Origin of the sequence: Photorhabdus hainanensis (genome assembly GCF_018448965.1) — a bacterium.
In the GTDB taxonomy this organism is placed as follows: domain Bacteria; phylum Pseudomonadota; class Gammaproteobacteria; order Enterobacterales; family Enterobacteriaceae; genus Photorhabdus; species Photorhabdus akhurstii.
Genome location: NZ_RCWD01000038.1, coordinates 30,385 through 53,975, shown reverse-complemented (window position 1 = coordinate 53,975; position 23,591 = coordinate 30,385). Strand labels below are relative to the sequence as shown.

Sequence of the window (23,591 nt, the reverse complement as noted above, 5' to 3'; positions counted from 1 at the left end):
TGACACTGGCGGTCAAAGACACGCTGGACAATCAGTCGGGCCGGCTGGAAGCGGGCCACGCGTTCCGACTCAGTGCCTCCCAACTGAATAATAATCAGGGGAGCATTGTTGCCGCCGGGGACAGCGCTACCCTTACCGTGGGCAAAACTATTCAAAACGTTAACGGTCATCTTGAAGCCAAAACCCGACTGACCACGACCAGCCAGACCCTGAATAACACCCAGGGCGTATTGCTGGCGCAAAACATTGACAGCCAGACCACAGGCCATCCCTTCACCAATACCGCCGGACAGGTAATAGCGGAAGACACGCTGACCTTAAACAGTGGTCAACTGGATAACACGGCGGGGTTGTTACAGGCCGGCCGTGAGATATCTATTGATACCCACGGGCAGAAGCTCACCAATACCCGCCATGCCGACCAAAAAGCGGGCCGGGTGTTAAGCGGCGGGCAGTTAACCCTGCGCGCCGGCGATGTTGATAACACCGGCGGGATAATCGCTGCGGACGACAAAACCACGCTGACCAGCACCGCGCTTGATAATACTCAGGGCCAGATAGCCGGCAATGGCGGACTGGACATTCACAGCCGACAACTGACCAACCGCGAGGGCACCTTACAATCCGCTGACGCCCTGACTCTGGACACTGACGGGCAGTTACTGGATAACCAGCAGGGCCATATTCTCGGTGATGGCAAGACGACCCTCACCAGTGGCCCGCTGGACAATCGCCACGGTCATCTTCAAGGCGGACAGTTGGCTATCGATACCCGACACGCCGCGCTGGATAACCGGGACGGCAAATTGTTATCTACGGATACCTTAACCCTGAATACTCACCAGCTCGATAATCGTCACGGGCAGGCGCAGGCGGTGGGCGACACCACACTCAATGTTGACACCCAAACCGATAACACCGGCGGCCTTATCCGTGGCGGTCAGCAATTGACCCTGAACACCGCTCGCCTGATTAACCGGGAAACAAAGCAGACGGATAACGGGGTGGAAGCGCAAAACCTGACGGTCAACGCTCAACAGGTGGATAATACCCAGGGCGCTTTACGGGCAGCCAATCACCTGCAAGCTCAGGTGAGTCACACGCTGGATAATGCGCAGGGGTTAATCTCCGCGGGCAAGCAGCTTACCGTAGACGACAAGAGCGGGCACACCTCGCTGGTGATTAACAACCGGCAAGGCACCTTAATTGCCGGGGAACAGGCCACGATTAACGCACACTCTCTGAGCGGTGACGGCCAACTGTTATCGCAGGGCGATATGGCGGTCACTTTAACTGAGGATTTTCATCATACCGGCAACACCGCGGCCAATGGCAATCTGACCCTGAAAACAACCGGCAATCTCCTCAACGACCGCCAGATAAAAGCCGGTCAGGCGCTGCATCTTGACGCACAGCATCTCACTAACAGCGCCTCCGGTGAAATCAGCGCCATGCAAACGCAAATCAACGTCCATGACACCCTGAACAACACCGGACTGATTGACGGCGGCCTGACCCATCTCACGGCCAACACCCTGAACAACACCGGCACCGGGCGCATTTACGGTGACCAGCTCGCCCTCCAGACGGGCACGTTGAATAACACCGCCCAGAAAGGCAAAGCCGCGGTGATTGCGGCGCGTGACCGGCTGGATATCGGCACCGGAACACTGAACAACCGTGACCATGCTCAGATTTACAGCGTGGGCGACATGCGCATCGGCGGCCGGTTGGATAACGCGCTGACGGCTACCGGTCAGGCACGAGAGCTGAATAACCATGCGGCGACGATTGAAGCCGGGCGCAATTTGAAGATGAATGCCGACCAGATTAAAAACACCAACGCCGGGTTGGTGACTCAGGTCGTCGAAACGGAAAAGTCTCAGCATCATGACGCGGTACTGAGCGGCCAGACCACCCGTTATGACTGGTCACAGGTGGACACTTCCCACCGCAATAAATACAAAGTGCACGATGCCATCATGCCGGATGGCAGCCGCAGTAATGACTTTTACGAATATCAGTACACCCGCACCGTCAAAGAAACTCAGGTCAAACAGAGCGACCCCGGTAAAATTCTGGCCGGGGGTAATATCACGCTCAACAGCGCGCAGGTCACTAATCACGACAGCCAGATTGTCGCCGGCGGGGCGCTGGATGGAGAAATCGGCGAGCTGCACAATATTGCCACTCAGGGCGAACGTATCACCACCGATAAAGGTCGCCAAACTCACTGGTACGCCAAAAAGACCAGACACAAAAAGTTCGGGTTCGGTGGCACCAAAACCTCGCAGGGAAAAAGCCGCAGCAATTATGCCCCCGCCCCAGTGATAGAAACGATTGACCTGAAAACGCTGGCCTGGCAGGCGCATACCCGTCCACAGGGTACCGATATCACGATTACCGACCGACAAACCGGTCAGATACATTCTGCCCCCACAGCGGTCACGCCGGTGAACGGTATCAACAATCAGCCACTGGTCTTGCCGCCCGGTCAGCCGTTTGCACTGAGTTTGCCCCCGGAGACCGTCAAAGGGCAAACAGTCGACCCGGTGATACGCGTGGTGACGCCCGATACCCGCCTGCCGAATAACAGCCTGTATACCGTGCAACCGGGCAGTGACAGCCACTATCTGGTCGAGACCGACCCGAAATTTACCCAGTATAAACAGTGGCTGGGTTCTGACTACATGCGGCAACAGTTAACGCACGACCCGGCGCTGGTCCACAAACGCCTGGGCGATGGGTTCTACGAACAGCGTCTGGTGCGTGACCAAATCACCCAACTGACCGGCCAGCGCTATCTGCCGGGCTACAACAACGACGAAGCCCAGTTTAAAGCGCTGATGGATGCCGGTGTCGCTTTTGGCAAACAGCAGCAATTAACGCCGGGCGTCGCCTTAAGCCCGGCACAGATGGCGTTGCTGACCTCGGATATTATCTGGCTGACCAATCAAACCGTGACCCTGCCGGATGGCACTACCGAGGTGGTCACCGTGCCGCAGGTTTATGCCCGCGTCCGTCAGGGCGACCTGAGCAGTGACGGCGCTTTGCTGGCCGGGAATACCGTGGCGCTCAACAGTCAGGGCGATATCACCAACAGCGGCACGATTAGCGGGCGTGACGTCACCCAACTGACGGCCAACAATCTGACCAATAGTGGGTTTATTCGCGGCGGCAAAGTGGATTTGACGGCCCAACAGACGCTCACCAACCGGGGCGGCCAGATTCAGGGCGATGACCGGGTGACTCTGACAGGCCGGGATATCATCAGCGCATCGACCGTGCGCGGGGATGAGGCTAACCGCTGGTTAGACCATCCAGCGGGCATCTATGTGCAGAATGATAAAGGCGCCTTATCGCTGAGCGCCATCAACAATGTGCAATTAACCGCCAGTGACGTCAAAAATGCCGGTAAAGACGGTCACACCGAGATAACCGCAGGCCATAACCTGACGCTGGACGCCTTAAGCACGCGCCGTACAGAACAGGGCAACTGGGGGAAAGATAACTATCGCCATCTGACCCAGCAACAGGATATCGGCAGCCAGATAACCGGCGCCGGTGAGGTGACCCTGCAAGCCGGGCAGGATTTGAACGCCACCGCCGCCCACGTCAACGCCGGTCGACAACTGACGGCGCAGGCCGGCAATAACCTGACGCTGACCACCGGTACGGCCTCATCCGATTTAGTGGAACACAGTAAACAAACCAGCAAAGGCTGGCTGTCGAAATCGTCAGTGGAAACCCACGACGAAGTGCATGACCGGCAGGCGCTCAGCACCACATTCAGTGGCGATAAAGTGACTCTACAGGCCGGTAAAGACCTCAATATCCGCGGCAGCAATGTCGCCGGTACGCAGGATATCAGCCTGAACGCCGGTCATCAGCTCACCGTCACCACCGCAGCCGAAGCGCGCGATGAAACCCATTGGCGGCAGGAGAAAAAATCGGGCCTGATGGGCACCGGGGGGATTGGCTTCACCTTAGGTAAAGCCAGCCAGAAAACCACCACCGACAGTGACAGCCAGCTGAGTAAAGGCAGCACGGTCGGCAGCAGCCAGGGCAACGTCACCCTCAACGCGGGGGAACAGCTCCGGGTTCACGGCAGCGAGGTGATTGCCGGTAAAGACCTGACGCTGGCCGGTCAACAGGTCGATATCACCAGCGCGGAAAACCGCCATCACACCACGACAAAAACCGAACAAAAACAGAGCGGCTTAACCGTGGCGCTGAGTGGCGCCGCCGGGGGTGCCGTCAACAGCGCGGCGCAAACCGCCAGAGCCGCTCGCAATGAAAGTGACCCACGAGTGAAAGCCCTGCAAAACACTCAAGCCGCCTTGAGCGGGGTACAGGCCGTGCAGGCTGGCCGACTGGCGGCAGCTCAGGGCAGTGACGACAAAGGCAATAATAATCTGGCCGGCGTCAGCCTGTCCTATGGGCGTCAATCTTCCCGTTCAGAACAGCAGCACCGCCAGACCACTCAACAGGGCAGCCATCTCACTGCCGGGGATAACCTGACCATAACCGCCAAAGGGGATGGCAAAGGCGCATCAGGCCAGCATGGCGATATCCGTATTCAGGGCAGCCAGTTACAGGCGGGTAAAGACCTGCAACTGAATGCTAACCGGGATATTCAGCTCTCCTCCAGCCAGAGCACTGAACAGACCACCGGCAAAAACAGCAGCCACGGCAGCTCGCTGGGCGTGGGCCTGACTGTCGGACCGGGGGGCACCGGCCTGAGCGTCTCGGCCAATGTCAGTCGGGGCACCGGCCGTGAAAACGGCAACGGCGTCAGTCACACTAACACCACGTTACAGGCGGGACAGACCGTCGGGCTGAACAGTGGCCGGGATACGACGCTAAAAGGGGCTCAGGTCAGCGGCGAGCAGATTACCGCCGAGGTGAAACGCCATTTGACATTAAGCAGCGAGCAGGACAGCCAGCGCTATGACAGCCAGCAACACAACGCCAGCGCGGGCGTCAGCGCCGCCGTGGGCCCCCTCACTAACGGCACCGCGAGCCTCAATGCCAGCCGCAATAAACTCCACAGCAACTATGACAGCGTGCAGGAGCAGACCGGGTTGTTTGCCGGCAAAGGCGGCTATCAGGTTAACGTCGGCGACCACACCCAACTGGACGGCGCGGTGATAGCGAGTCAAGCCGACAAAACCAACAACACCCTGAACACCGGAACGCTGGGCTTTAAAGATACTAAAAATAAAGCGGACTTTACTGTTGAGCAGCAAAGCGCGGGCGTCAGCCTCGGCCAACCCACCGCTGGTCAGGTCCTGAATAATCTGGCGGTCAATGGGCTGAGCGGTTCCCATAACCAGGGCCATGACAGCAGCACCACGCACGCCGCCGTCAGTGACGGCAACCTGATTATCCGGGATAAGGCGCACCAGACGCAGGATATCGCGACCCTCAGCCGCGATACCGATAACGCCGCGAATGTCCTGAGTCCGATATTTGACAAGGAAAAAGAGCAGCAACGGCTGAAACAGGCGCGACTGATTGGCGAAATCAGCGCCCAGATGACCGAGATAGCCCGTACGGAAGGGAAAATTATCGCCACCAAAGCGGCGAAAGCGAAACTGGACCATATCAGTGAACCGGACAAAGCGGCAGCCAGAAAAAAACTGGTCGACAGTGGCAATCCACACCCGACTGCGGCGGATATCAATAAGCAAGTTTATGACACCGCTTACACACAGGCGCTGAATGACTCGGGCTTTGGGACCGGCGGAACCTATCAGAAAGCCCTACAGGCGGCTACGGCAGCGATTCAGGGCTTAGCAGGGAACAACCTCGGTCAGGCGCTGGCCGGAGGGGCTTCACCGTATCTGGCAGGAGTGATAAAAGAGCTGACCACTGACCCGCAAACCCATCAGGTGGATATCGCCACCAACACGCTGGCCCATGCGATTTTAGGCGCGGTAGCGGCGGAAGTGAGCGGTAACAATGCCCTGTCAGGGGCAGCCGGTGCGGCGTCGGGTGAACTGGCGGCGCAGGTTCTGATAAAGCAACTTTACGGCGACGGGGCAAAAGTCAGTGAGTTAACGGAGGAGCAGAAGCAAACTATCAGCACCCTTTCCACCCTGGCGGCAGGACTGGCAGGCGGTATTGCCGGTGACTCCAGCGCCAGTGCCCTCACTGGGGCGCAGGCAGGGAAGAATGCAGCGGATAATAATGCACTAGCGATACCTGTGACCCCTCCCCCTGTAGCTGGCGTAAATACCGAGGAAGCAGTAAATGAAGCAAATCAGACAATAGCTTCAGCTTTGGACAAAAAACTAAAGGAGATGGGAAAAGCTGTAGATAAAGCGACGCAGTGCTCCTTTGGCCGGGTATGCTCGTCAGATTATGTGGATAATGAAAGCCAACCAAATGTGGGGGAAAACCTGACGAATGAAGAGAAGAAGAAGTATGGTGGTACAGGAAATCAACAGCCACCTGAAGATAATCAAAATAAGAATGGACAGAATGAACATAAACCATCAAATATCAAAATGGCTGATGACAAGTATTTAAAACAGAATGGAATTGATGCCCATGAGCTTAAATCTGATGTTGTTGGTAAGAAAAATATATCGAAATATGATATTTATGTGAATAAAGAAACTGGTGAACTATGGGTTTTCAGAAAAGGGGGTACTGGAGAAGGTATCCCAACAGGTGAATTCATTAAATAAGGTTATAACAAATGAGTAAATCAACTGTGTGTGTGTATTTTTTGATCTCGGGAGATAAATTAAATCCTGGGGATGTAACTGAAAAATTAGCTATTCAACCAACAAAATGTTGGGTGAAAGGCGATCCTATACTAGGTAAAAAACGCCTTAGAATAGATAGTTGTTGGCTTTTGAGTACAGGTGATGAAGAGTCGCTTGATATTGGTGAACAGTTAGGAAAAATATTCGTATTACTACAGGACAAAAAAAAGGTTTTAGTAAAATTAGCTAATGAATATGAGCTTGATTATCAGTTTAATATAGTAATTAAAATAGAAGAAGGAATTAGACCAGCAATAAGTTTGGATAAAATGATGATCAAAGAGCTTGACGAGTTAAATGCGGGACTAGACATTGATCTGTATATATATAGTTAAAAATTAAATAAGTTGTTGTCGATAACAATCACCTAAGTGTGGAGAAGAATCAATCACGCAGTGAGGAACTGGTTAATTGTCAGGGTGATACCAGTTGTCGTGCGACTGTCAGGGATAAATATCGGCAGGAATATGACAAAGTTCAGGAGCGGATAGCAACGTGTTCAGGCGCTGACCAGTGCGTTGCCGTTGCCAAAGAGCTGCGGGCATTGCAAGGTGACTACAGTGCCCGGATAGGCGAAATTCAGGAAAAAGCCAGAATGCAGGGGCTGGATTCCCTCACGCCGGCAGAAGTGCGGGAATGGGCTGATTTACGCGGTGCGATGTCAAATATTGACGCATCACGGAATTTGGTGCTCCATCGTGCCCAAGTCACCGGCGGTTCAGAAGAAACCACCCAGGAAATCGTGAAGATTATGGGGCAGACGGGAATTGCGGCGTCTGCGGGAGTGGCCGGAGGGATCAGTAAAGCTGGAGCAAAAGGCCGCGGGGATGTCGGAAAAGGCAAACAACCATATCAACCGAATCAGGGGGCTGTAGGGAATATGAATGAGTTCTTTAAACAGAAAGGATTTGGTAACCAAGCGAAAGGAAACTCACAAAAAACTAGTAAGATTTACCAAGGACAGAGTGTCTACAAAGCATCAAATGATATAAGTGATAATATCCGTACAGGCGATCAATTCTATTTAGATGGCCGTCATAAGAACCACTTGGAAGTTTTTGATAAGAGAGGAAACTTTATTCATGTGTTGAATTTGGATGGTTCGATTAATTTAGATAAAACTAAGGCAGCAGCAGCTGAAGGAAGGAGACTCCCAAAATGATTAAAGATCTTTTCTTTGAAATGTTAAATGATAGTTATCATCAACTTTCGAAAGAAATCTCTGAAAGTAATGTCACTGATAACTTATTGATTGATTATGAAAGTGATTTAAATGAAATGTATTTGCTGGATATGCATAGGCTAAAAGAGGCAATTTGTTTATTACAAAAAGCACAGCTTATTGATGATAAAATTACCATGCAAGCCGCATTAGTTTACATTAGAGTGCATTCAATGAGATTGTCCGGTTTTTTTGAGGATATAAAAGATGATTCTGATACTTTCTTAAAAAATTCAGAGTGGCCGAATATACCAGAAAATTATCAGGTGCCTGAGCATTATAACTATCCTAACAAGTAAAGTAGAAATCCTAGCCGTTGTGAACTATACCCCAAAATGTTGGGCAACCATCTAGCTCTAAAGGTGAAGTTCATTATGCCGGACAAAATGGCTTATCGGGCTGAAAAGTCGCGTCAGGAAGTTTTGGGTTCGGCGACCAAACCGCACGGGAAAAAACGGATTGTAACTGACTGAGGGCATTGGGGAAATCGGAGTTCGGTAATCAACTTCGCAATGGAATGCGTTGTTGCTGAGAATAACTATCTGAGCAGTGAGCAGATAGATGACTGGTCTACGGAAATGAAGTCCTGCCAGGCTGGCGGCGGTGACTGTGGAGGTATCATTAAAAAATATGAGGAGTTGAGTACCGCACAACAGAAACAGCTAATAAGTGACTGTGCCGCTAACCCGGCGAGCTGCCAGCAGAAGTACGGTGATGTGCTGACCGATAGTCTGACAGTGAAACAGGCGATAGATCGTGCCTTGGGTGAAGATATCCCGATCAAAATGGTCTACGATCTGACTGCGACCTTTGCGCAGCAAATGCAAGCAGAAGGCGTTGTTGCTACAAACAAAGTCTCTGAGGCTCTCCAGAAGGAATACGGTCTGGATGAGGTACAAGCGGGTATTGTAGCGAGTGCAGCGGCGTCGGCGTTTGGTGGGATTAGTAAGGCTGGTAATAGACTTCCACCCATTAATTCCAGCGCAAAAATTGCGACGGGACAAAGCGTAGGCAGTTTCGAAAAAAGTTTAGTGGGACTTCCTTCTGGAGAACGTGTTGCTATCGTAAAACAAACTGCTGCAAAAGTTATTGTCGAGCAAGGTATGGTTAAAGATAGCAAATTGACCCAAATGAACGGTGGACGAGATGTGTACAAGGGTAAAGATGGAAATTTGTATGCTCTTGATACACAGCATGGCCGATTTGAAGTTGTTTCTCCAAAAGGTAAGCACTTAGGTGAAGTTGACTTCTCTATGCAAATGAGAAAATCGGCTGATACATCCGGCAGTCATAATTTGAAGGTAAAATAATGAAACTCATCGATCGTATAGAAAAATATATATCCAGAGGAACCGTATTCAGGTTGCCGGCAGCATGGCCCTATGAAGAACAAGTTGATTTTATGGTTTTTGAAACTCAGGATGATGAACGCCCATATGGACTAATTATCTCCTCTGGATATAAGGCTGGCCTATTTTTAGTGAAATTACCCATTGAAAGTATTTCGGATGAAGGGCATGGGCTAAATACGGAATGGGTTATTAAAAATTGGTCTAAATGGATTTATCCAGAATGTGATGTGAAAGATGTATGTTTAATAGAACGATATACAGCAATAGCTATTGATTGAATGAGTAAAATCCCAATCCTCGCGGCTGGGATTTTTCTTTAATCGTTACTTGCTATCTACCAGCCGGGTAATCAACTGCTTTAGTTTAGTGTTACCTCTTTATGCAATCACTAAATCCAAGCGGTAATTGTAGAAGAAGCTGTTGCTGCTATGATGCGGATGTACAGATCGCAGGTCACGGTATAGCGGTAGCATGTTCCTGGTTGGAAAGGCGCGTCGAGGGAAAAAGTTGCGGTATCGAAAACGCCACAGCAAAAAACGGCTGTAACTGACGGAAAGGACAGTAAAAAAGCAGGTTCTCTGCCGGATTCCGTGACAGAGAGAGTTGTTGTGGACAATAACCACCTCAGTGTGGAGAAGAATCAATCACGCAGTGAGGAACTGGTTAATTGTCAGGGTGATAGCAGTTGCCGCTCTGCCGTTAGGGATAAATATCGGCAGGAGTATGACAAGGTTCAGGAACGGATAGCAACTTGTTCAGGCGCTGACCAGTGCGTTGCTGTTGCCAAAGAGTTGCGGGCATTGCAAGGTGACTACAGTGCCCGGATGAGTGAAATTCAGGAAAAAGCCAGAATGCAGGGGCTGGATTCCCTCACTCCAGCAGAAGTGCGGGAATGGGCAGATTTACGCGGTGCCATGTCAAATATTGACGCATCACGGAATTTGGTGCTCCATCGTGCCCAAGTCACCGGCGGTTCAGAAGAAACCACCCAGGAAATCGTGAAGATTATGGGGCAGACGGGAATTGCGGCGTCTGCGGGGGTGGCCGGAGGGATCAGTAAGGCTGGAGCAAAAGGAATAAAGGGAAGTGCTGTACCAGTACCTAATCCAGTGACAGCAAATAATGGGTTAGTGTATAAATCCAATCCTAAACATACTCTTGGTGGTGATGGAAATCGCCGTAATGCGGGAATAGAACCAAAAAACTCATTGAAACTTTTTGAAAACTCAATTCCAAGCTCCAAAAATTATGGTAATAAAGAAGTTAGATTCGCTAAGGATGAAAAAGGTAATATTCATAGGTTCGAAGGTACCAATGGGGAATATCACTGGAATGGCAGTTCTGGAGATATAAAAAACCAGTTAACAAGTAAACAGGTGCCAAGCGACATTCAAAAGAAATTGGGAGTTAGGTTGAAATGATTTATGGCGATCCGTTTTATTTTTCTCTTCAGTTCGATGCTGTTGAATCATGGAACTCATCTGATGGTTTTTGGAAAAATGGCATTTTCTTTTTCTATTTGGATGGACATAAAATATTTGATCTTTTGGATGTTTTTGAGCTGAAAACAACCTTCAGTTTTTATTCAAATATGAAAATAGATGAATTGGTATGTAATGATGTCAACATTGAACCAGTTAGCCTGTATAGAAATGCTGAGAGTTATTTCACAGGGGATGGAGAAAATCTCATTGAGGGGCTGTTCGATATGACATGTACACCAATGGGAGATAATGGATGTTATGTTTACTTCATGAAAACGAGCCATAATGATCGTTTTGTATGGAGTAATGATGATGGAAAAACAATAAATGAAACATTATTACCATCTGGTACTGTAAGCTCTGTAATTAAAAAATTATCTAATTATTGATGTTAGAAACATAAATCCCGGCCAAAATGAACTACCCCAAATGTTAGACAATCATCCGACATTTAAAAGGGGGGTTCATTACGTCTGGGAAAAGTGGCTTACAGGCTAAAAAGTCGCGTCGGGGCGTTATGGGCCGGGCATCAAACCGTACCGGGAAAAATTGATTGTAACTGACTGAGTGCACAGGGAAAATCGGTGTCCGGCGGTCAACTTCGCAATGGAATGCGTTGTTGCGGATAATAATGCCCTTAGCATGGGAAGTTTATTTGGTTCCGAAGGCGCTAAACATTTTGAAGGCGCGGGTTCACTGGCTCAAAAAATGACCCAATCTGGGGCAACACCCGAAGAAATCAACGCAGCCTTAACTCACTACCTGAAAGGGCAAGTCCCTGATGGTCAAGATCCTGCAAAAGGTCTGATTATTGCGTGGGGTAACTTCTTTGGTGTTCCGTTGGATGTCGTGTTATCAAATGAGCAGATGACACCGCAAAAGGCGGCGGAAATTGTTGTCGGAGGGATACCTACCAGTGAAGCGAAGCTGATACAGTTTGCGGCAGCAAAGGCATATCTGTCTTTAAGTAAGTATCGGTCAACCGAAGTGATTGAGGGGAAAGGAAGTTCTCTGACTGATAAGAGTATTACTGGAAATAAGACGACGATTTCATCTATAAATGAGGGCAAAGGTACTTCTGGACGACTCCCTGAAAAGCCCATTAAAGAAGTAACATCAGCAGAAGTAAATAATTGGTGGAAAAATCAAGGATATGAACAACCTCCATATACTCCAGGAACTACAGTAAAGGAATTTGAATTAGCAGCTAACACGAAATTTGTTAGAGTCTATGACGGTACTAATTCACAAATGAGAGGGGGATGGATGATGAGAGCCGAAGATATAAAGGGATTAAGTAGTAAACAAATTCAAGAAAAATTTGCTTTGCCATATGAGCCAAAATACGTTGCGGATGTTGAAATTAAAGCAGGTACTAAGATGAGAGTAGGTTCTGCAAATAGTCTGTTTGGCTATAAAGGTGGAGGAACCCAGTTTGATCTTATGGGGCAAAGAACAGGTACATTCATTAATGAACGGGCTATTCAGAAAAAATAGGATATAAAATGGCTATCTTAGTAAACGATAACAAGATTAATATTAATGGGCACTTAATTATATTTAATCAAAAGATTATTAAGGCGATAGAAATCGATAATGGTTCTGTTCTTGTCTTAACTGATATTCCTATAGGAGATGACGGACTAAATAATCTATTTTCTTACACAAATAATGGAGAATTTCTTTGGCAAATAGAGCCTTCAGATTTACAAAAAGAAGGTCAAATCAGTTACCCATATGAAGGATTGAACGTTGTTGAAGGGCAATATTTTGTTGTTGATTTTTATGGAAGAAGAATATTTTTCGATCCTCATACTGGCCTATTCTTATCACGAGATGTTGTAAAATAAGGTAGACAATAATCATCTAAGCGTTGACCAGAATCGTTCAAGGAGTGAGGAACTGGTTAATTGTCAGGGTGATATCAACCGCTGTTCTGTTGTCAGGGATAAATATCGTCAGGAATACGATAAGGTTCAGGCATGAATAACAAGCTGTACTGGTGCAGAGCAATGTGTTGCCGTTGCCAAAGAACTGCGGGTATTACAAAGTGATTACAGCGCATTAATAGGAAAAATTCAGGGAAAAGCCAAGGTGAAATATTTTTTTCACTTGGAGATGTAAATAACTACATTAAAAATAGGAGTATTTATCGGACTGACAAGTTATTAGTTTATATACTATCACCTGTATGATTTAACGTAAATTAACAATCAATCTTTGGATTGAAATTACTATTTGGAGAAATTTTATGAAGTGTATTAAATGTGAAAGTCCAGCATTACATGAATCAGACTTTTGTGCAGCATGTGAAGAGAAAGAATTAAGTGGCATTGGCGGGTTTCTCTATTTACCTGCAATAAATCTTATCTTTGCAATATTTAGCTCTTTATTTAGTTCATATAAAACAATGACAATCTTAAACTCTAGTTATGATTCTCTGGGTGAATTACGTATCCTTATAGGATTTGAGTTTATCTGTTTTACAATTATTTTTGGAATTGCACTTTATACATCTATTCTCTTCTTTAGAAAAAAGAAGAAAACACCTTTGTTTTACATTATCCTGTTAGTTTTTACCTCATTATTTGTCATCACCGATTTAACGTTGGCTCATTATGGATATGAAATAAAATTGGATTATAATCATCTTTTCTTGCTTTTTAGAACTGTGTTTTATGCATGTGTATGGGTGCCTTACTTTATTATATCTATTCGAGTTAAAAGGACATTTATTAAATAATGGTTAAAATTAAACTATTTTATAAACAATATTCAGTGGGAGTAGGTGAATTTTTTATAATTAATATTTGTTTGAAAAATATGACAGCTAAAACTACCTCGGCCTTGTGAATTGCTACCCAAAATCAGACAATTCAAATCACGCTCTCATTAAGGTCCGAGTCCTGTATTTTACTGGACTCAGACCATTTAATTTATACTTGATGCGTAAGCGTGCAGCGAAAAAGGGTAACAGTGTTATGGTCAAGAGAATTTATATTTCAGCTATTAATAACGACTATAATGGCAAAATGATTTTGGTTGATAATTGTTTTTTTACAATCAAAATAAACGTGTAAATGTTATACTGAGATTATCAAGGCTGGCGAAGGAGATAATTCAAAAGATTTTAATTTTGCTCAAGAAAACGGTGGATTCGACTAATAAATTAAATTTTTCATAAAGATAGATCATTTGACTCCCAATATATTACAATGGGAATCAAATAATCTTTCTAGTTCTTTATCGTATAAGAATACTATGATCTTAACGCTTGATTATTAAATACTGGATTGGATTGAATATGGATTCTCTGTAAATGCCGTTCTGATTTGGAGGTAAATCCTTCACGTCCATGTAGCAGAGAGAAGTTATCCACAATCACCAGATCGCCTTTTTTCCATGTATGAGCATATAAATGGCGTTTATCATAGAGTGTTTTGATGAAATCTTGCTGAAATTCCGCTACTTGATCAGGGCTGATGTTATGGTATTCAATAGCATGCTTATTCAGGAATTTTTCTCCATCTATTGCTGGTTCATTATATCTGATAACGTATCCGTTTCCGTCCGGGTGCTCTTCCAGTAGAGGAGAATGAACTTCTCCACCATAATGAGTGACCTTATTAATGCGGTAAGTAATAGATATATCTTTCCATTGTTCTAGTTGCTGTTGAGTAGCATTAGCAACAACACGACGAGTATTGACAAAGGTTGTTCTGCCCCCTTGGTCACTTTCAGGTGCGTGGGCGCAATGGAACATAATAAATTCAGGAATGGTCGGTTTATACATGCCGTCCCAGTGCAATGGCATATAGCTGTTATCAAAAACGTGATCGGTAGCATCTTGATGTTCACGAACATCTAAAATAGCACCAAACGGCCACATCATTATTTCTCCCCAATTATGGGCATATTCTTCATATTTTTTGTGGTCAGATAAGTCAGATTTGAAACCACGTAATATAAGCAGATTGTGTTTTCTAGTCAGTTCTTTCAGTTGTTCTACTGATAATGTATCAATATGTTGATCGGAATATTGAGGAGTAATTTTTAAACCAAATGGGGTTATCTCTTCTGTCTGGAAGTTATTTAATTCTGTCATCGCTATTTTCCTTTAAATTATAATTTCTCTTTAAATCACCATATTACGTTAAATTACCATTTTACGTTAAATTACATAGTGACTGGGTTTTCCATGAATATTAACTAGCTTTCCACCCATCATCTGGACTTCTTTGTGTTTCATAAGTATGAATTGTCCATTTACATTGGCTGCGACACCGTGCCAAGGGGTTAACCAATCATCCCGGGTTGGCATCATATGAATACCAAGTTTAATACTACTTGCTGGCTGAGGATGAATAGATAAACGTATGGCGTTTGGAAAATGAGTATCCAATAAACTTCCCCATGCCCAACTTCGTTGAATAACACCGACGGCCCTTTGTTTGGCATCTTTTTGTAGGGCATTGTTTGATCCGGTATAGCCGGGTAATAAGCTGTCTTCATATAAGAAGCGGGTGACCGCACGGTATAATTGTAATCCATCACTATTTTGCAACAGTTCGTCTTTGATAGACTCTTCCGGGCGGGCATAATGTTTGACTAACAGATGTCTCTGTAAATTGAAATCATCACTATGTTCGCAAAGTTCCTTATCGTCATTAAGGTTAAATGTACTTAAATTGATAGCACCCACTTCATGAAGTAATTGTTTAATATCTTCATGATATTGGCTGATAACTGTATCATTGACGTGGATGAGATCACCGAAAACATGCCCATCAGAGCAAATAATAATGCGGGCGCCAGGCGGATAATAAAGCTGGATACGCTGGCAAAGAGAATTAAGAAAAATTAAAGATAGACGTTCTGCCATATCTGGAGCAGTACCAAGCACTTTATTTCTGTTTGGTGATTTTGTTGGGAATGCTGGTAAAATAAATTCTATAGGTTTTTTGTTCTTGATAAATTGTTCAATTCTGGGCAATTGTACAGTTTTAACAATCTCTTCTTCTTTAGCCGAATCCCTCCCTGAGTCAGTAAGGCGTCTGCGATATTGCAACAACTCACGCAGAATCTGCATAGAAATATTATTAGTGGAAACATTCTCGGAAGTAATATTATTAGCGGTGGTAATTTGCATAATTACGATTTCTCATATATTTGTTGCAAGTATATCTATTTTAAAAATAGATAAATAGCGGTTCAACTAATTGGTATAGGCGAAGTGTAAGATAATGCAATTAAAAGATAATATAATATTTAAGAATATCTAATAATCTATTTAATAATAAACAGTATGTTTGAATATGATTTATATAATTAGTCAATATATTTGATTGATTGTTACATTAAGGCACCGTTTAATAGGGTTATTAAAACATTTGTTAACTGGTGTGACCACTGTAATTAGACACTAGTTAAAGTTAAATGAGCGATGTGAAATGAGATTGAGGCTAATTTTATATTGGTCATTTTTTTCTGAAATTGATTCTGAATAAGGTAAATAAGGCATTTTTTCGCTATTAATATATTGTTAATAATTATATGATGTGATTTTCCCATAAGGAAAAATTATGAATTAAATGGGGGAAGATATCATTAAAGTAAATTACTGCATGAGGTTGATCATAAAGACCATTATTATGACTATATCTAGTTATTATCTTTCGTAAATAAAATTGTCCTATAATCCAATCAGATTAGTAATCTTCATTTCATATTCATATCATATGAATGTTATCTTAGAATAAATATTGATGAATAAATCACAGCATAATTATTCAATAGTACAAATGAATATTGGTCTCGATTTTGGCGGGGTTACGTAGAAAAAAGTAGTTATGCAATGTGAATTAAATTGCAGTACTTCCCCACAGACTGGTAATCAATCATAGGGGAAGTTAACAGTGGTTTAAGAATAGATTTGATGATGTTCAAACGTATCAAGTAATTGCTGAATAAATTCCAGACGTGTCATTCTTTCGTTCAGATCGGTGATGAATTTCAGTTTAGCGGGGCCATCCAACCGGTAGATTTCGGGTTGTTTCTGTAATAGGCCGATAAGGTAAGTTGGATCGACTTTATGTTTCTCACTAAACTCGATGAATCCTCCTTTTTCATGGGCTTCTATTCGTTTAATACCTAGCTTCTGAGCTGACAAGCGAATGGCCGCTGATTGTAATAAATGGCGCCCCGGATTAGGTAATGTGCCGAATCGGTCTATCAATTCAACCTTCAGTTCTGCTAATTCTGATTCGTCCTTGGCGCTGGCGATACGTTTATAAAAAGACAAACGCATATTGACATCGGGAATATAATCATCGGGTAACAAAATAGGCATCCGCAATTCAACGTCAGTTTGGCTATTGGTCAAGTCTTCAAGTGAAGGTTTGCGGCCTGCTTTTAATGCATCGACAGCACTTTCCAACATCTCCATGTAGAGAGTGAAGCCGATGGTTGTCATCTGACCACTCTGTTCTTCGCCCAAGAGTTCGCCGGCTCCACGGATTTCAAGGTCGTGAGTTGCCAATGCAAAGCCTGCGCCTAAATCTTCAAGGGAGGCGATGGCTTCCAGACGTTTGTGCGCATCGGTTGTCATTGCTTTCGGATGTGGTGTCAGTAGGTAAGCATAAGCCTGATGGTGGGAGCGTCCGACGCGTCCACGTAATTGATGCAATTGGGCCAGGCCGAAATGGTCAGCACGTTCGATAATGATGGTATTGGCGCTTGGAATATCGATGCCTGTCTCAATAATTGTGGTGCAAATCAGAACATTAAATCGTTGATGATGGAAATCAGTCATCACTCGTTCCAAATCCCGTTCACGCATCTGCCCATGACCAATTGCGAACCGTGCTTCTGGTACTAACTCTTCGAGACGCAGTTTCGCTTTCTCAATATTTTCAACATCGTTATAGAGATAGTAGACTTGGCCTCCGCGCAAAACTTCACGCAGTATGGCTTCTCGCACAACCAGACTGTCATACTCGCGCACGAAGGTTTTAACTGCCAGACGGCGGGCTGGCGGGGTCGAAATAATTGAGAGATCCCGCATACTACTCATTGCCATATTGAGCGTCCGGGGAATTGGGGTTGCGGTGAGGGTTAGAATATCGACGTCGGCACGCATGGCTTTGATCTGCTCTTTGTGGCGAACACCAAACCGATGTTCTTCATCGACAATTAACAAGCCAAGGTCTTTCCAACGCAGGTCGCTTTGTAGCAGTTTATGCGTGCCAATAATAATATCGACTTTACCTTCGGCTGCCATTTCAACAACTTGTTGCTGTTCTTTGGCGCTGCGGAAGCGGGATATCATCTCGATACGTACAGGCCAATTAGCAAAGCGGTCGCGGAAATTGTCAAAATGCTGTTGAGCCAGTAGTGTTGTCGGAACCAAGACCGCCACTTGCTTGTCATTATGGACCGCCAGAAATGCGGAGCGCATTGCAACTTCGGTTTTGCCAAATCCTACATCACCGCAAATTAAGCGATCCATCGCTACGGGTTGACACATATCATTCAGAACGGCGTTAATCGCCTGTTCCTGATCTGGGGTCGTTTCGAATGGAAAGCTCTGACAGAATAGTTGGTATTGTTCCCAATCATGTTTAAAAGCAAATCCGGGTTTTACGGCGCGGTGAGCGTAAATATCAAGTAGTTCCGCGGCCACATCGCGCACTTTTTCGGCTGCTTTCTGGCGGGCTTTGCTCCATGCTTCTCCGCCCAATTTGTGTAATGGGGCATTTTCATCAGCGCCACCCGCGTAGCGGCTGATTAGATGCAGGGAAGATACCGGAACGTAGAGTTTGTCGTCGCCGGCATAACTTAGGATCAGATATTCAGCTTTGATGCCCCCTGCTTCTAGCGTAGTTAATCCTTGGTAGCGGCCAACGCCATGCTCCAAATGGACTACCGGCTGATTGGGGTGTAATTCTGCAAGGTTACGGATCAGGGTATCGGTATTAATCGTGCGGCGGGTATCTTGACGGCGGCGAACAATACGCTCACCGAGCATGTCGCTTTCACAGATTAGAGCAAATTCATTCTTTGTATCGATAAAACCATGTTCAGCGGCACCAATCATCAAAAAGTGGCCGGGTTGTTGCGCCTGATTTAATCTATTGATTTTAATTGGTTTAATCTTTATTCGTGACAATAATTCCTGTAATGCTTCTTTTCGTCCTTCGCTTTCGACGGAGAAAATTACGCGGCCACTGAATTGTTCCAGGAAACGGCGAAGTTTATCCAGCGGCGCCTTATTTTGTGCAACAACGGAGAGATCGGGCAGTAATTGATAATCAAGGTTTACGTGGCTCGTTTTTTTACTCAATTCTTCCGCTTTAAGTTGAATGCGGGGCCAGTTTTTTAGCGCTGAAAATAATTTATCCGCCGGGAGCCAAAGCTCTTCTGGAGATAGGAGAGGGCGCATTGGATCAATTTTACGGCTCTCGAAGCGCTGTTGAATATCTTGCCAGAAACGTTCAGCGGCATTGTTGATTTCTTGGCTAAGAATCAGGGTGTTATCAGGCAGGTAATCAAACAATGCAGGCAGAGGTTGGCTGAAAAACAACGGTTGCCAGTATTCTATCCCTGCCGGTAGCGTACCTTTGCTGACTTGCTGATAAATATGCTCACTGTCACGACGGACTTCGAAACGTTCCCGCCATTGGCTGCGAAACAGTTCAATCGTCTCTTTATCTGTTGGGAATTCATGAGCAGGCAGTAGGTTGATTTGCTTAACCTCAGTTAGCGTGCGTTGGCTGTCAACATCGAAAATGCGTAAGCTATCGATTTCATCATCGAAAAAATCAATACGATAAGGATGCTCACTTCCCATAGGAAAGAGATCAAGTAGTGCGCCACGAGTAGCAAATTCGCCATGCTCAAGAACTTGTTCGACACTACGGTAGCCAGCCTGTTCTAATTCAGCACGAAGTTTGTCCCGCGAGAGTCTCTGACCTTTATGCATAACCAATGCATGTCCGTTAAGGTACTCATGCGGGCAAACCCGTTGCATTAAGGTATTTATCGGCAGGATTAAAACACCTTTGGTCATCGTCGGCAGACGGTAAAGTGTAGACAGGCGGTTGGAAATGATTTCCTGATGGGGAGAAAAGCTGTCATACGGCAGTGTTTCCCAATCGGAAAGAAGATCAACCGGGCAATCGGTAAACTGATGGATTTCATCATGCAGACGCAAGGCGTTTTGCATGTCTTTGGTTATCAGTACAACAGGCCCTTGATGGCGCTCGATAATTTCAGCACATTCTACAGCGCAAGCGGCGCCAATAAGTCGACCTAATTGACGGTTATTACCGCGGCGTTCAGGAAGTTCATAACGATATTTTGAGGACATAAGCGTAAATGTGTTCTCTATGATTCAGTCCATTCCCAACGGGCTTTCGACGCATATATGGTCTTCAAGTAAACACGCAGGCTGGTTGAGAGAAAATAAAAAAACCACAGAATCTGGGTGTTGGTGGTTCCATAAAATATAACTACCCTTTATTATCCCCGAACACTTTGCTTTGGCAACAGGGGCGTAACAGATTTCATGTTTCAATCTGTCTCATTATTTATAGGTTTACGGTATATGCGTGGCCGGGCGGCTGACAAATTTGGTCGGTTTGTCTCATGGCTATCAGCAATTGGCATTACTCTCGGTGTTGCTGCACTAATTACAGTATTGTCTGTGATGAACGGTTTTGAGCGTTCATTGGAAACCAGCATTCTCGGTTTTATGCCACAGGCGGTTGTGACGTCGGTAAACGGCTCGCTAGACCCAAAAGCGCATCCTGCCAGTGAACTTGCGGATCTAAAGCAGGTTAACAGGATTACCCCATTGGTGACGGGGGATGTGGTATTGCAAAGCGCCCGGAATGTTGGCGTCGGCGTGATGTTGGGCATCACTTCTGATGAATATGAGCCGCTGGCTGAATATTTAAACGGCGCTTATCGTCATCAACTTGAACCCGGTAGCTACAATGCTATTTTGGGCGAAAGAATAGCTGGGGAGCTTGGCGTAAAACGTGGTGATCGCATTCGTCTGATGGTGCCAGGTGCAAGTCAGTTGACGCCAATGGGACGTATTCCTAGTCAGCGTCTATTTACTGTTATTGGTACTTTTGCATCTAATAGCGAAGTCGATGGCACACAGATTCTGGTTAACCAGCAAGATGCAGCCCGTCTGATGCGCTATCCGCAAGGTCACATTACTGGTTGGCGTCTCTATCTCTCAGAACCATTGGCTGTAGATAGTTTGAGCTTACAAACCCTGCCTGAGGGATTGTTGTGGAAAGATTGGCGCGAACGTAAAGGTGAGTTTTTCCAAGCGGTCAGGATGGAAAAAAACATGATGGGCTTATTGTTAAGCCTGATTATTGCTGTGGCTGCGTTCAATATCATTACTTCGCTTGGTTTACTGGTAATGGAAAAACAGGGAGAAGTGGCGATTTTGCAAACACAGGGGCTGGTACGACGTCAGGTGATGGCGATTTTTATGATCCAGGGCGCGGGAGCCGGGATTATTGGCGCTTTACTGGGAACTGGGCTTGGTGTTCTGCTTTCCAGTCAGCTTAATAACTTAATGCCGCTTATTGGTTTGTTGACCTCAGGGGTTGAACTGCCTGTTGCCATTGAACCGCTACAGGTTGTTACAATCGCAATTTCAGCGATGGCGATCGCCCTATTGTCTACGTTATATCCTTCCTGGCGTGCTGCTGCCGTCCAACCTGCTGAGGCTTTGCGTTATGAATAATCAACCACTATTGTTGTGTAATAATCTGTGTAAAAAATATCAGGAAGGGCAAGTACTGACCGAAGTGCTGAAAGATGTCACTTTTGCTGTCAATCAGAGTGAAATGATGGCGGTTGTGGGAAGTTCCGGTTCAGGTAAGAGTACGCTTCTGCATTTACTCGGTGGGTTGGATACGCCGACTTCTGGTGAAGTCCTTTTTAAAGGGCGCTCTTTGAATAAAATGTCCTCCGGCGCCAGGGCGGAACTGCGTAATCATGAATTGGGCTTTATTTATCAATTTCACCATCTGTTGCCAGATTTTAATGCGATAGAGAATATCGCTATGCCGTTGTTGATCGGCGGTAAAAACCGTAGTCAGGCGCAGAAGAAAGCATTAGAAATGCTGGCGGCCGTTGGTCTGGAGAAGCGAGCTAATCATCGTCCATCGGAATTATCCGGAGGTGAACGCCAGCGTGTGGCAATTGCCAGAGCATTGGTTAATGAGCCGTCTTTAGTTTTAGCGGATGAACCTACCGGTAATCTCGATTTACGTAATGCAGATAGCATCTTTGCATTACTGGGCGAGCTTAACCGGCAGCAAGGCACGGCATTTCTGGTCGTCACCCATGATTTGAATCTCGCCGGCAGATTAAATCGTCAGGTGGAGATGCGTGATGGCTATTTACAGGATAAATTGACCCTGGCGGGGGCGTTGTAATGGCGAATTTGCCTCTCTCTTTGGTCACTGCTTTGCGATTTAGTCGCGGGCGTCGCCGTGGCGGTATGGTATCTCTGATTTCTGTGATTTCTACGCTAGGGATTATGCTTGGTGTCGCTGTTCTCATTATTGGTCTGAGTGCCATGAATGGTTTTGAACGAGAATTGAGAAACCGCATCCTCTCTGTTGTTCCTCATGGTGAAATCTATACGGTTCATCAGCCTTTTGAACAGTGGCAACCTGCATTGGAACGGGTAAAAAACACAACTGGCGTGGTTGCTGCTTCACCTTATATTACTTTCACTGGCTTGATGGAAAAAGGCGCCAGCTTACATGCTGTTCAGGTGAGAGGCGTTGATTTAGCCACTGAATCTCAGGTCAGCTCATTGCCGCAGTTTGTACAAGATAATGCCTGGCAAAATTTTCAGGCTGGTCATCAACAGGTCATTCTGGGGCAGGGGGTTGCTAACGCCTTGAAGGTTAAACAGGGTGATTGGCTGACTGTTATGATCCCGAACAATGATCCTGAGATGAAATTGTTGCAACCGAAACGAATTCGTTTACAGGTTAGCGGGATTTTTCAATTGAGCGGCTTGCTTGATCATAGTCTGGCTCTGATTCCTTTGGCTGATGCTCAACAATATTTGGATTATGGACAGGGAATCACGGGCATTGCGCTCAAGGTTGATGATGTATTTGTCGCTGATCAGCGGGTAAGGTCTGCCGGGGAAGCATCACAAGAGTATGTCTATATCAGCAGTTGGATGAGAAGTTATGGCTATATGTACCATGATATTCAGATGGTACGTAGCATTATGTATCTGGCGATGATTCTGGTGATTGGCGTAGCGTGTTTTAATATCGTTTCTACCTTGATTATGGCGGTAAAAGATAAAAGTAGTGATATTGCTATCCTGAGAACTCTTGGCGCTAAAGATAGGCAAATTAGAGCAGTTTTTCTCTGGTATGGGTTACTGACGGGTATGACAGGCAGTATTGCCGGTGTTGTAGCCGGTGTGTTGACATCACTGAATCTGACAGCGCTGATTCATGGGTTGGAAAAGTTGATCGGGCATCAATTTCTTTCTGGCGATGTTTATTTCATTGATTTCCTGCCATCTGAGTTACATGGCATGGATGTTCTGTATGTTCTGGCGACGGCTCTGATTCTGAGTTTATTGGCCAGTTGGTATCCGGCGCGACGGGCAAGTAGACTTGATCCGGCCCGAATTTTAAGTGGGAAATAATTAATCTGTTATTGGCACGAGCTAATCAAAACGTTATGGTGTGAA

16 protein-coding genes and 2 pseudogenes are annotated in these 23,591 nt (G+C 45.9%); 15 read left to right on the top strand and 3 right to left on the bottom strand.

The window, feature by feature from the left end:
* The 12 genes and pseudogenes from EAE92_RS19160 to EAE92_RS19105 all read left to right on the top strand — a co-directional run.
* Positions 1-6,203: pseudogene (locus EAE92_RS19160) on the top strand (hemagglutinin repeat-containing protein); the annotation flags it as partial.
* 102 nt (positions 6,204-6,305) lie between these two features.
* The gene (locus tag EAE92_RS25045) at positions 6,306-6,695 is read left to right on the top strand and encodes a polymorphic toxin type 33 domain-containing protein (RefSeq protein WP_281422793.1); all 390 of its coding nucleotides are present in this window, start codon (positions 6,306-6,308) and stop codon (positions 6,693-6,695) included.
* Positions 6,696-6,706: 11 nt separating this feature from the next.
* Entirely contained in the window at positions 6,707-7,111 is a 405-nt protein-coding gene (locus EAE92_RS19155; RefSeq protein WP_214069229.1) for a DUF4279 domain-containing protein, read from the top strand.
* A gap of 38 nt (positions 7,112-7,149) precedes the next feature.
* Positions 7,150-7,938 carry a hemolysin BL-binding protein gene (locus EAE92_RS24750; protein ID WP_339959403.1) on the top strand — a complete coding sequence of 263 codons (789 nt, stop codon included), beginning with the start codon at positions 7,150-7,152 and terminating at the stop codon, positions 7,936-7,938.
* Positions 7,935-8,297, top strand: coding sequence for a hypothetical protein (locus EAE92_RS19140; protein WP_052105887.1), 363 nt, complete (start codon positions 7,935-7,937; stop codon positions 8,295-8,297). The genes EAE92_RS24750 and EAE92_RS19140 overlap by 4 nt, the downstream gene beginning before the upstream one ends.
* A 231-nt stretch (positions 8,298-8,528) precedes the next feature.
* A pseudogene (locus EAE92_RS19135) lies at positions 8,529-9,308 on the top strand (colicin E3/pyocin S6 family cytotoxin); the annotation flags it as partial.
* A complete protein-coding gene (gene imm45, locus EAE92_RS19130; RefSeq protein WP_112896999.1) occupies positions 9,308-9,628 on the top strand; it encodes an Imm45 family immunity protein in 321 nt (106 codons plus the stop codon). The pseudogene EAE92_RS19135 and the gene imm45, both read left to right, overlap by 1 nt.
* A 330-nt stretch (positions 9,629-9,958) precedes the next feature.
* On the top strand, positions 9,959-10,771 hold the full coding sequence (locus EAE92_RS19125) for a hemolysin/hemagglutinin-like protein HecA precursor (RefSeq protein WP_214069228.1): 813 nt from the start codon (positions 9,959-9,961) through the stop codon (positions 10,769-10,771).
* The gene (locus EAE92_RS19120; RefSeq protein WP_023044989.1) at positions 10,768-11,223 is read left to right on the top strand and encodes an immunity 42 family protein; all 456 of its coding nucleotides are present in this window, start codon (positions 10,768-10,770) and stop codon (positions 11,221-11,223) included. The genes EAE92_RS19125 and EAE92_RS19120 overlap by 4 nt, the downstream gene beginning before the upstream one ends.
* A gap of 217 nt (positions 11,224-11,440) precedes the next feature.
* On the top strand, positions 11,441-12,331 hold the full coding sequence (locus EAE92_RS19115) for a hypothetical protein (RefSeq protein WP_214069227.1): 891 nt from the start codon (positions 11,441-11,443) through the stop codon (positions 12,329-12,331).
* Positions 12,332-12,339: 8 nt separating this feature from the next.
* Entirely contained in the window at positions 12,340-12,684 is a 345-nt protein-coding gene (locus EAE92_RS19110) for a DUF7957 family protein (RefSeq protein ID WP_011145456.1), read from the top strand.
* 401 nt (positions 12,685-13,085) lie between these two features.
* Positions 13,086-13,577 carry a DUF2569 domain-containing protein gene (locus tag EAE92_RS19105; protein WP_214069226.1) on the top strand — a complete coding sequence of 164 codons (492 nt, stop codon included), beginning with the start codon at positions 13,086-13,088 and terminating at the stop codon, positions 13,575-13,577.
* 516 nt (positions 13,578-14,093) lie between these two features.
* On the opposite strand, the gene EAE92_RS19100 is transcribed toward EAE92_RS19105, so the two are convergent.
* The 3 genes from EAE92_RS19100 to mfd all read right to left on the bottom strand — a co-directional run bounded on the left by EAE92_RS19100 (position 14,094) and on the right by mfd (position 20,201).
* Positions 14,094-14,939: a TauD/TfdA family dioxygenase gene (locus tag EAE92_RS19100; protein ID WP_214069225.1), complete on the bottom strand. Its 846-nt coding sequence runs from the start codon at positions 14,937-14,939 to the stop codon at positions 14,094-14,096.
* Positions 14,940-15,005: 66 nt separating this feature from the next.
* Positions 15,006-15,983: an L-tyrosine isonitrile synthase gene (gene pvcA / locus EAE92_RS19095; RefSeq protein WP_214069224.1), complete on the bottom strand. Its 978-nt coding sequence runs from the start codon at positions 15,981-15,983 to the stop codon at positions 15,006-15,008.
* A gap of 771 nt (positions 15,984-16,754) precedes the next feature.
* Positions 16,755-20,201, bottom strand: a complete 3,447-nt coding sequence (mfd, locus tag EAE92_RS19090) for a transcription-repair coupling factor (protein WP_214069223.1) — start codon at positions 20,199-20,201, stop codon at positions 16,755-16,757.
* Between the two features lie 198 nt (positions 20,202-20,399).
* Between mfd and lolC the strand changes: the two genes are divergently transcribed.
* Genes lolC through lolE form a run of 3 tightly spaced genes read left to right on the top strand, consistent with a single transcriptional unit; the run spans position 20,400 to position 23,546 of the window.
* Entirely contained in the window at positions 20,400-21,602 is a 1,203-nt protein-coding gene (gene lolC / locus EAE92_RS19085; protein ID WP_214069222.1) for a lipoprotein-releasing ABC transporter permease subunit LolC, read from the top strand.
* Positions 21,595-22,299: a lipoprotein-releasing ABC transporter ATP-binding protein LolD gene (gene lolD, locus EAE92_RS19080; RefSeq protein ID WP_214069221.1), complete on the top strand. Its 705-nt coding sequence runs from the start codon at positions 21,595-21,597 to the stop codon at positions 22,297-22,299. The genes lolC and lolD overlap by 8 nt, the downstream gene beginning before the upstream one ends.
* Positions 22,299-23,546 (top strand): lipoprotein-releasing ABC transporter permease subunit LolE, encoded by a 1,248-nt coding sequence (gene lolE / locus EAE92_RS19075; protein ID WP_214069220.1) that lies wholly within the window; start codon positions 22,299-22,301, stop codon positions 23,544-23,546. The genes lolD and lolE overlap by 1 nt, the downstream gene beginning before the upstream one ends.
* The last annotated feature ends 45 nt before the right edge of the window (positions 23,547-23,591 follow it).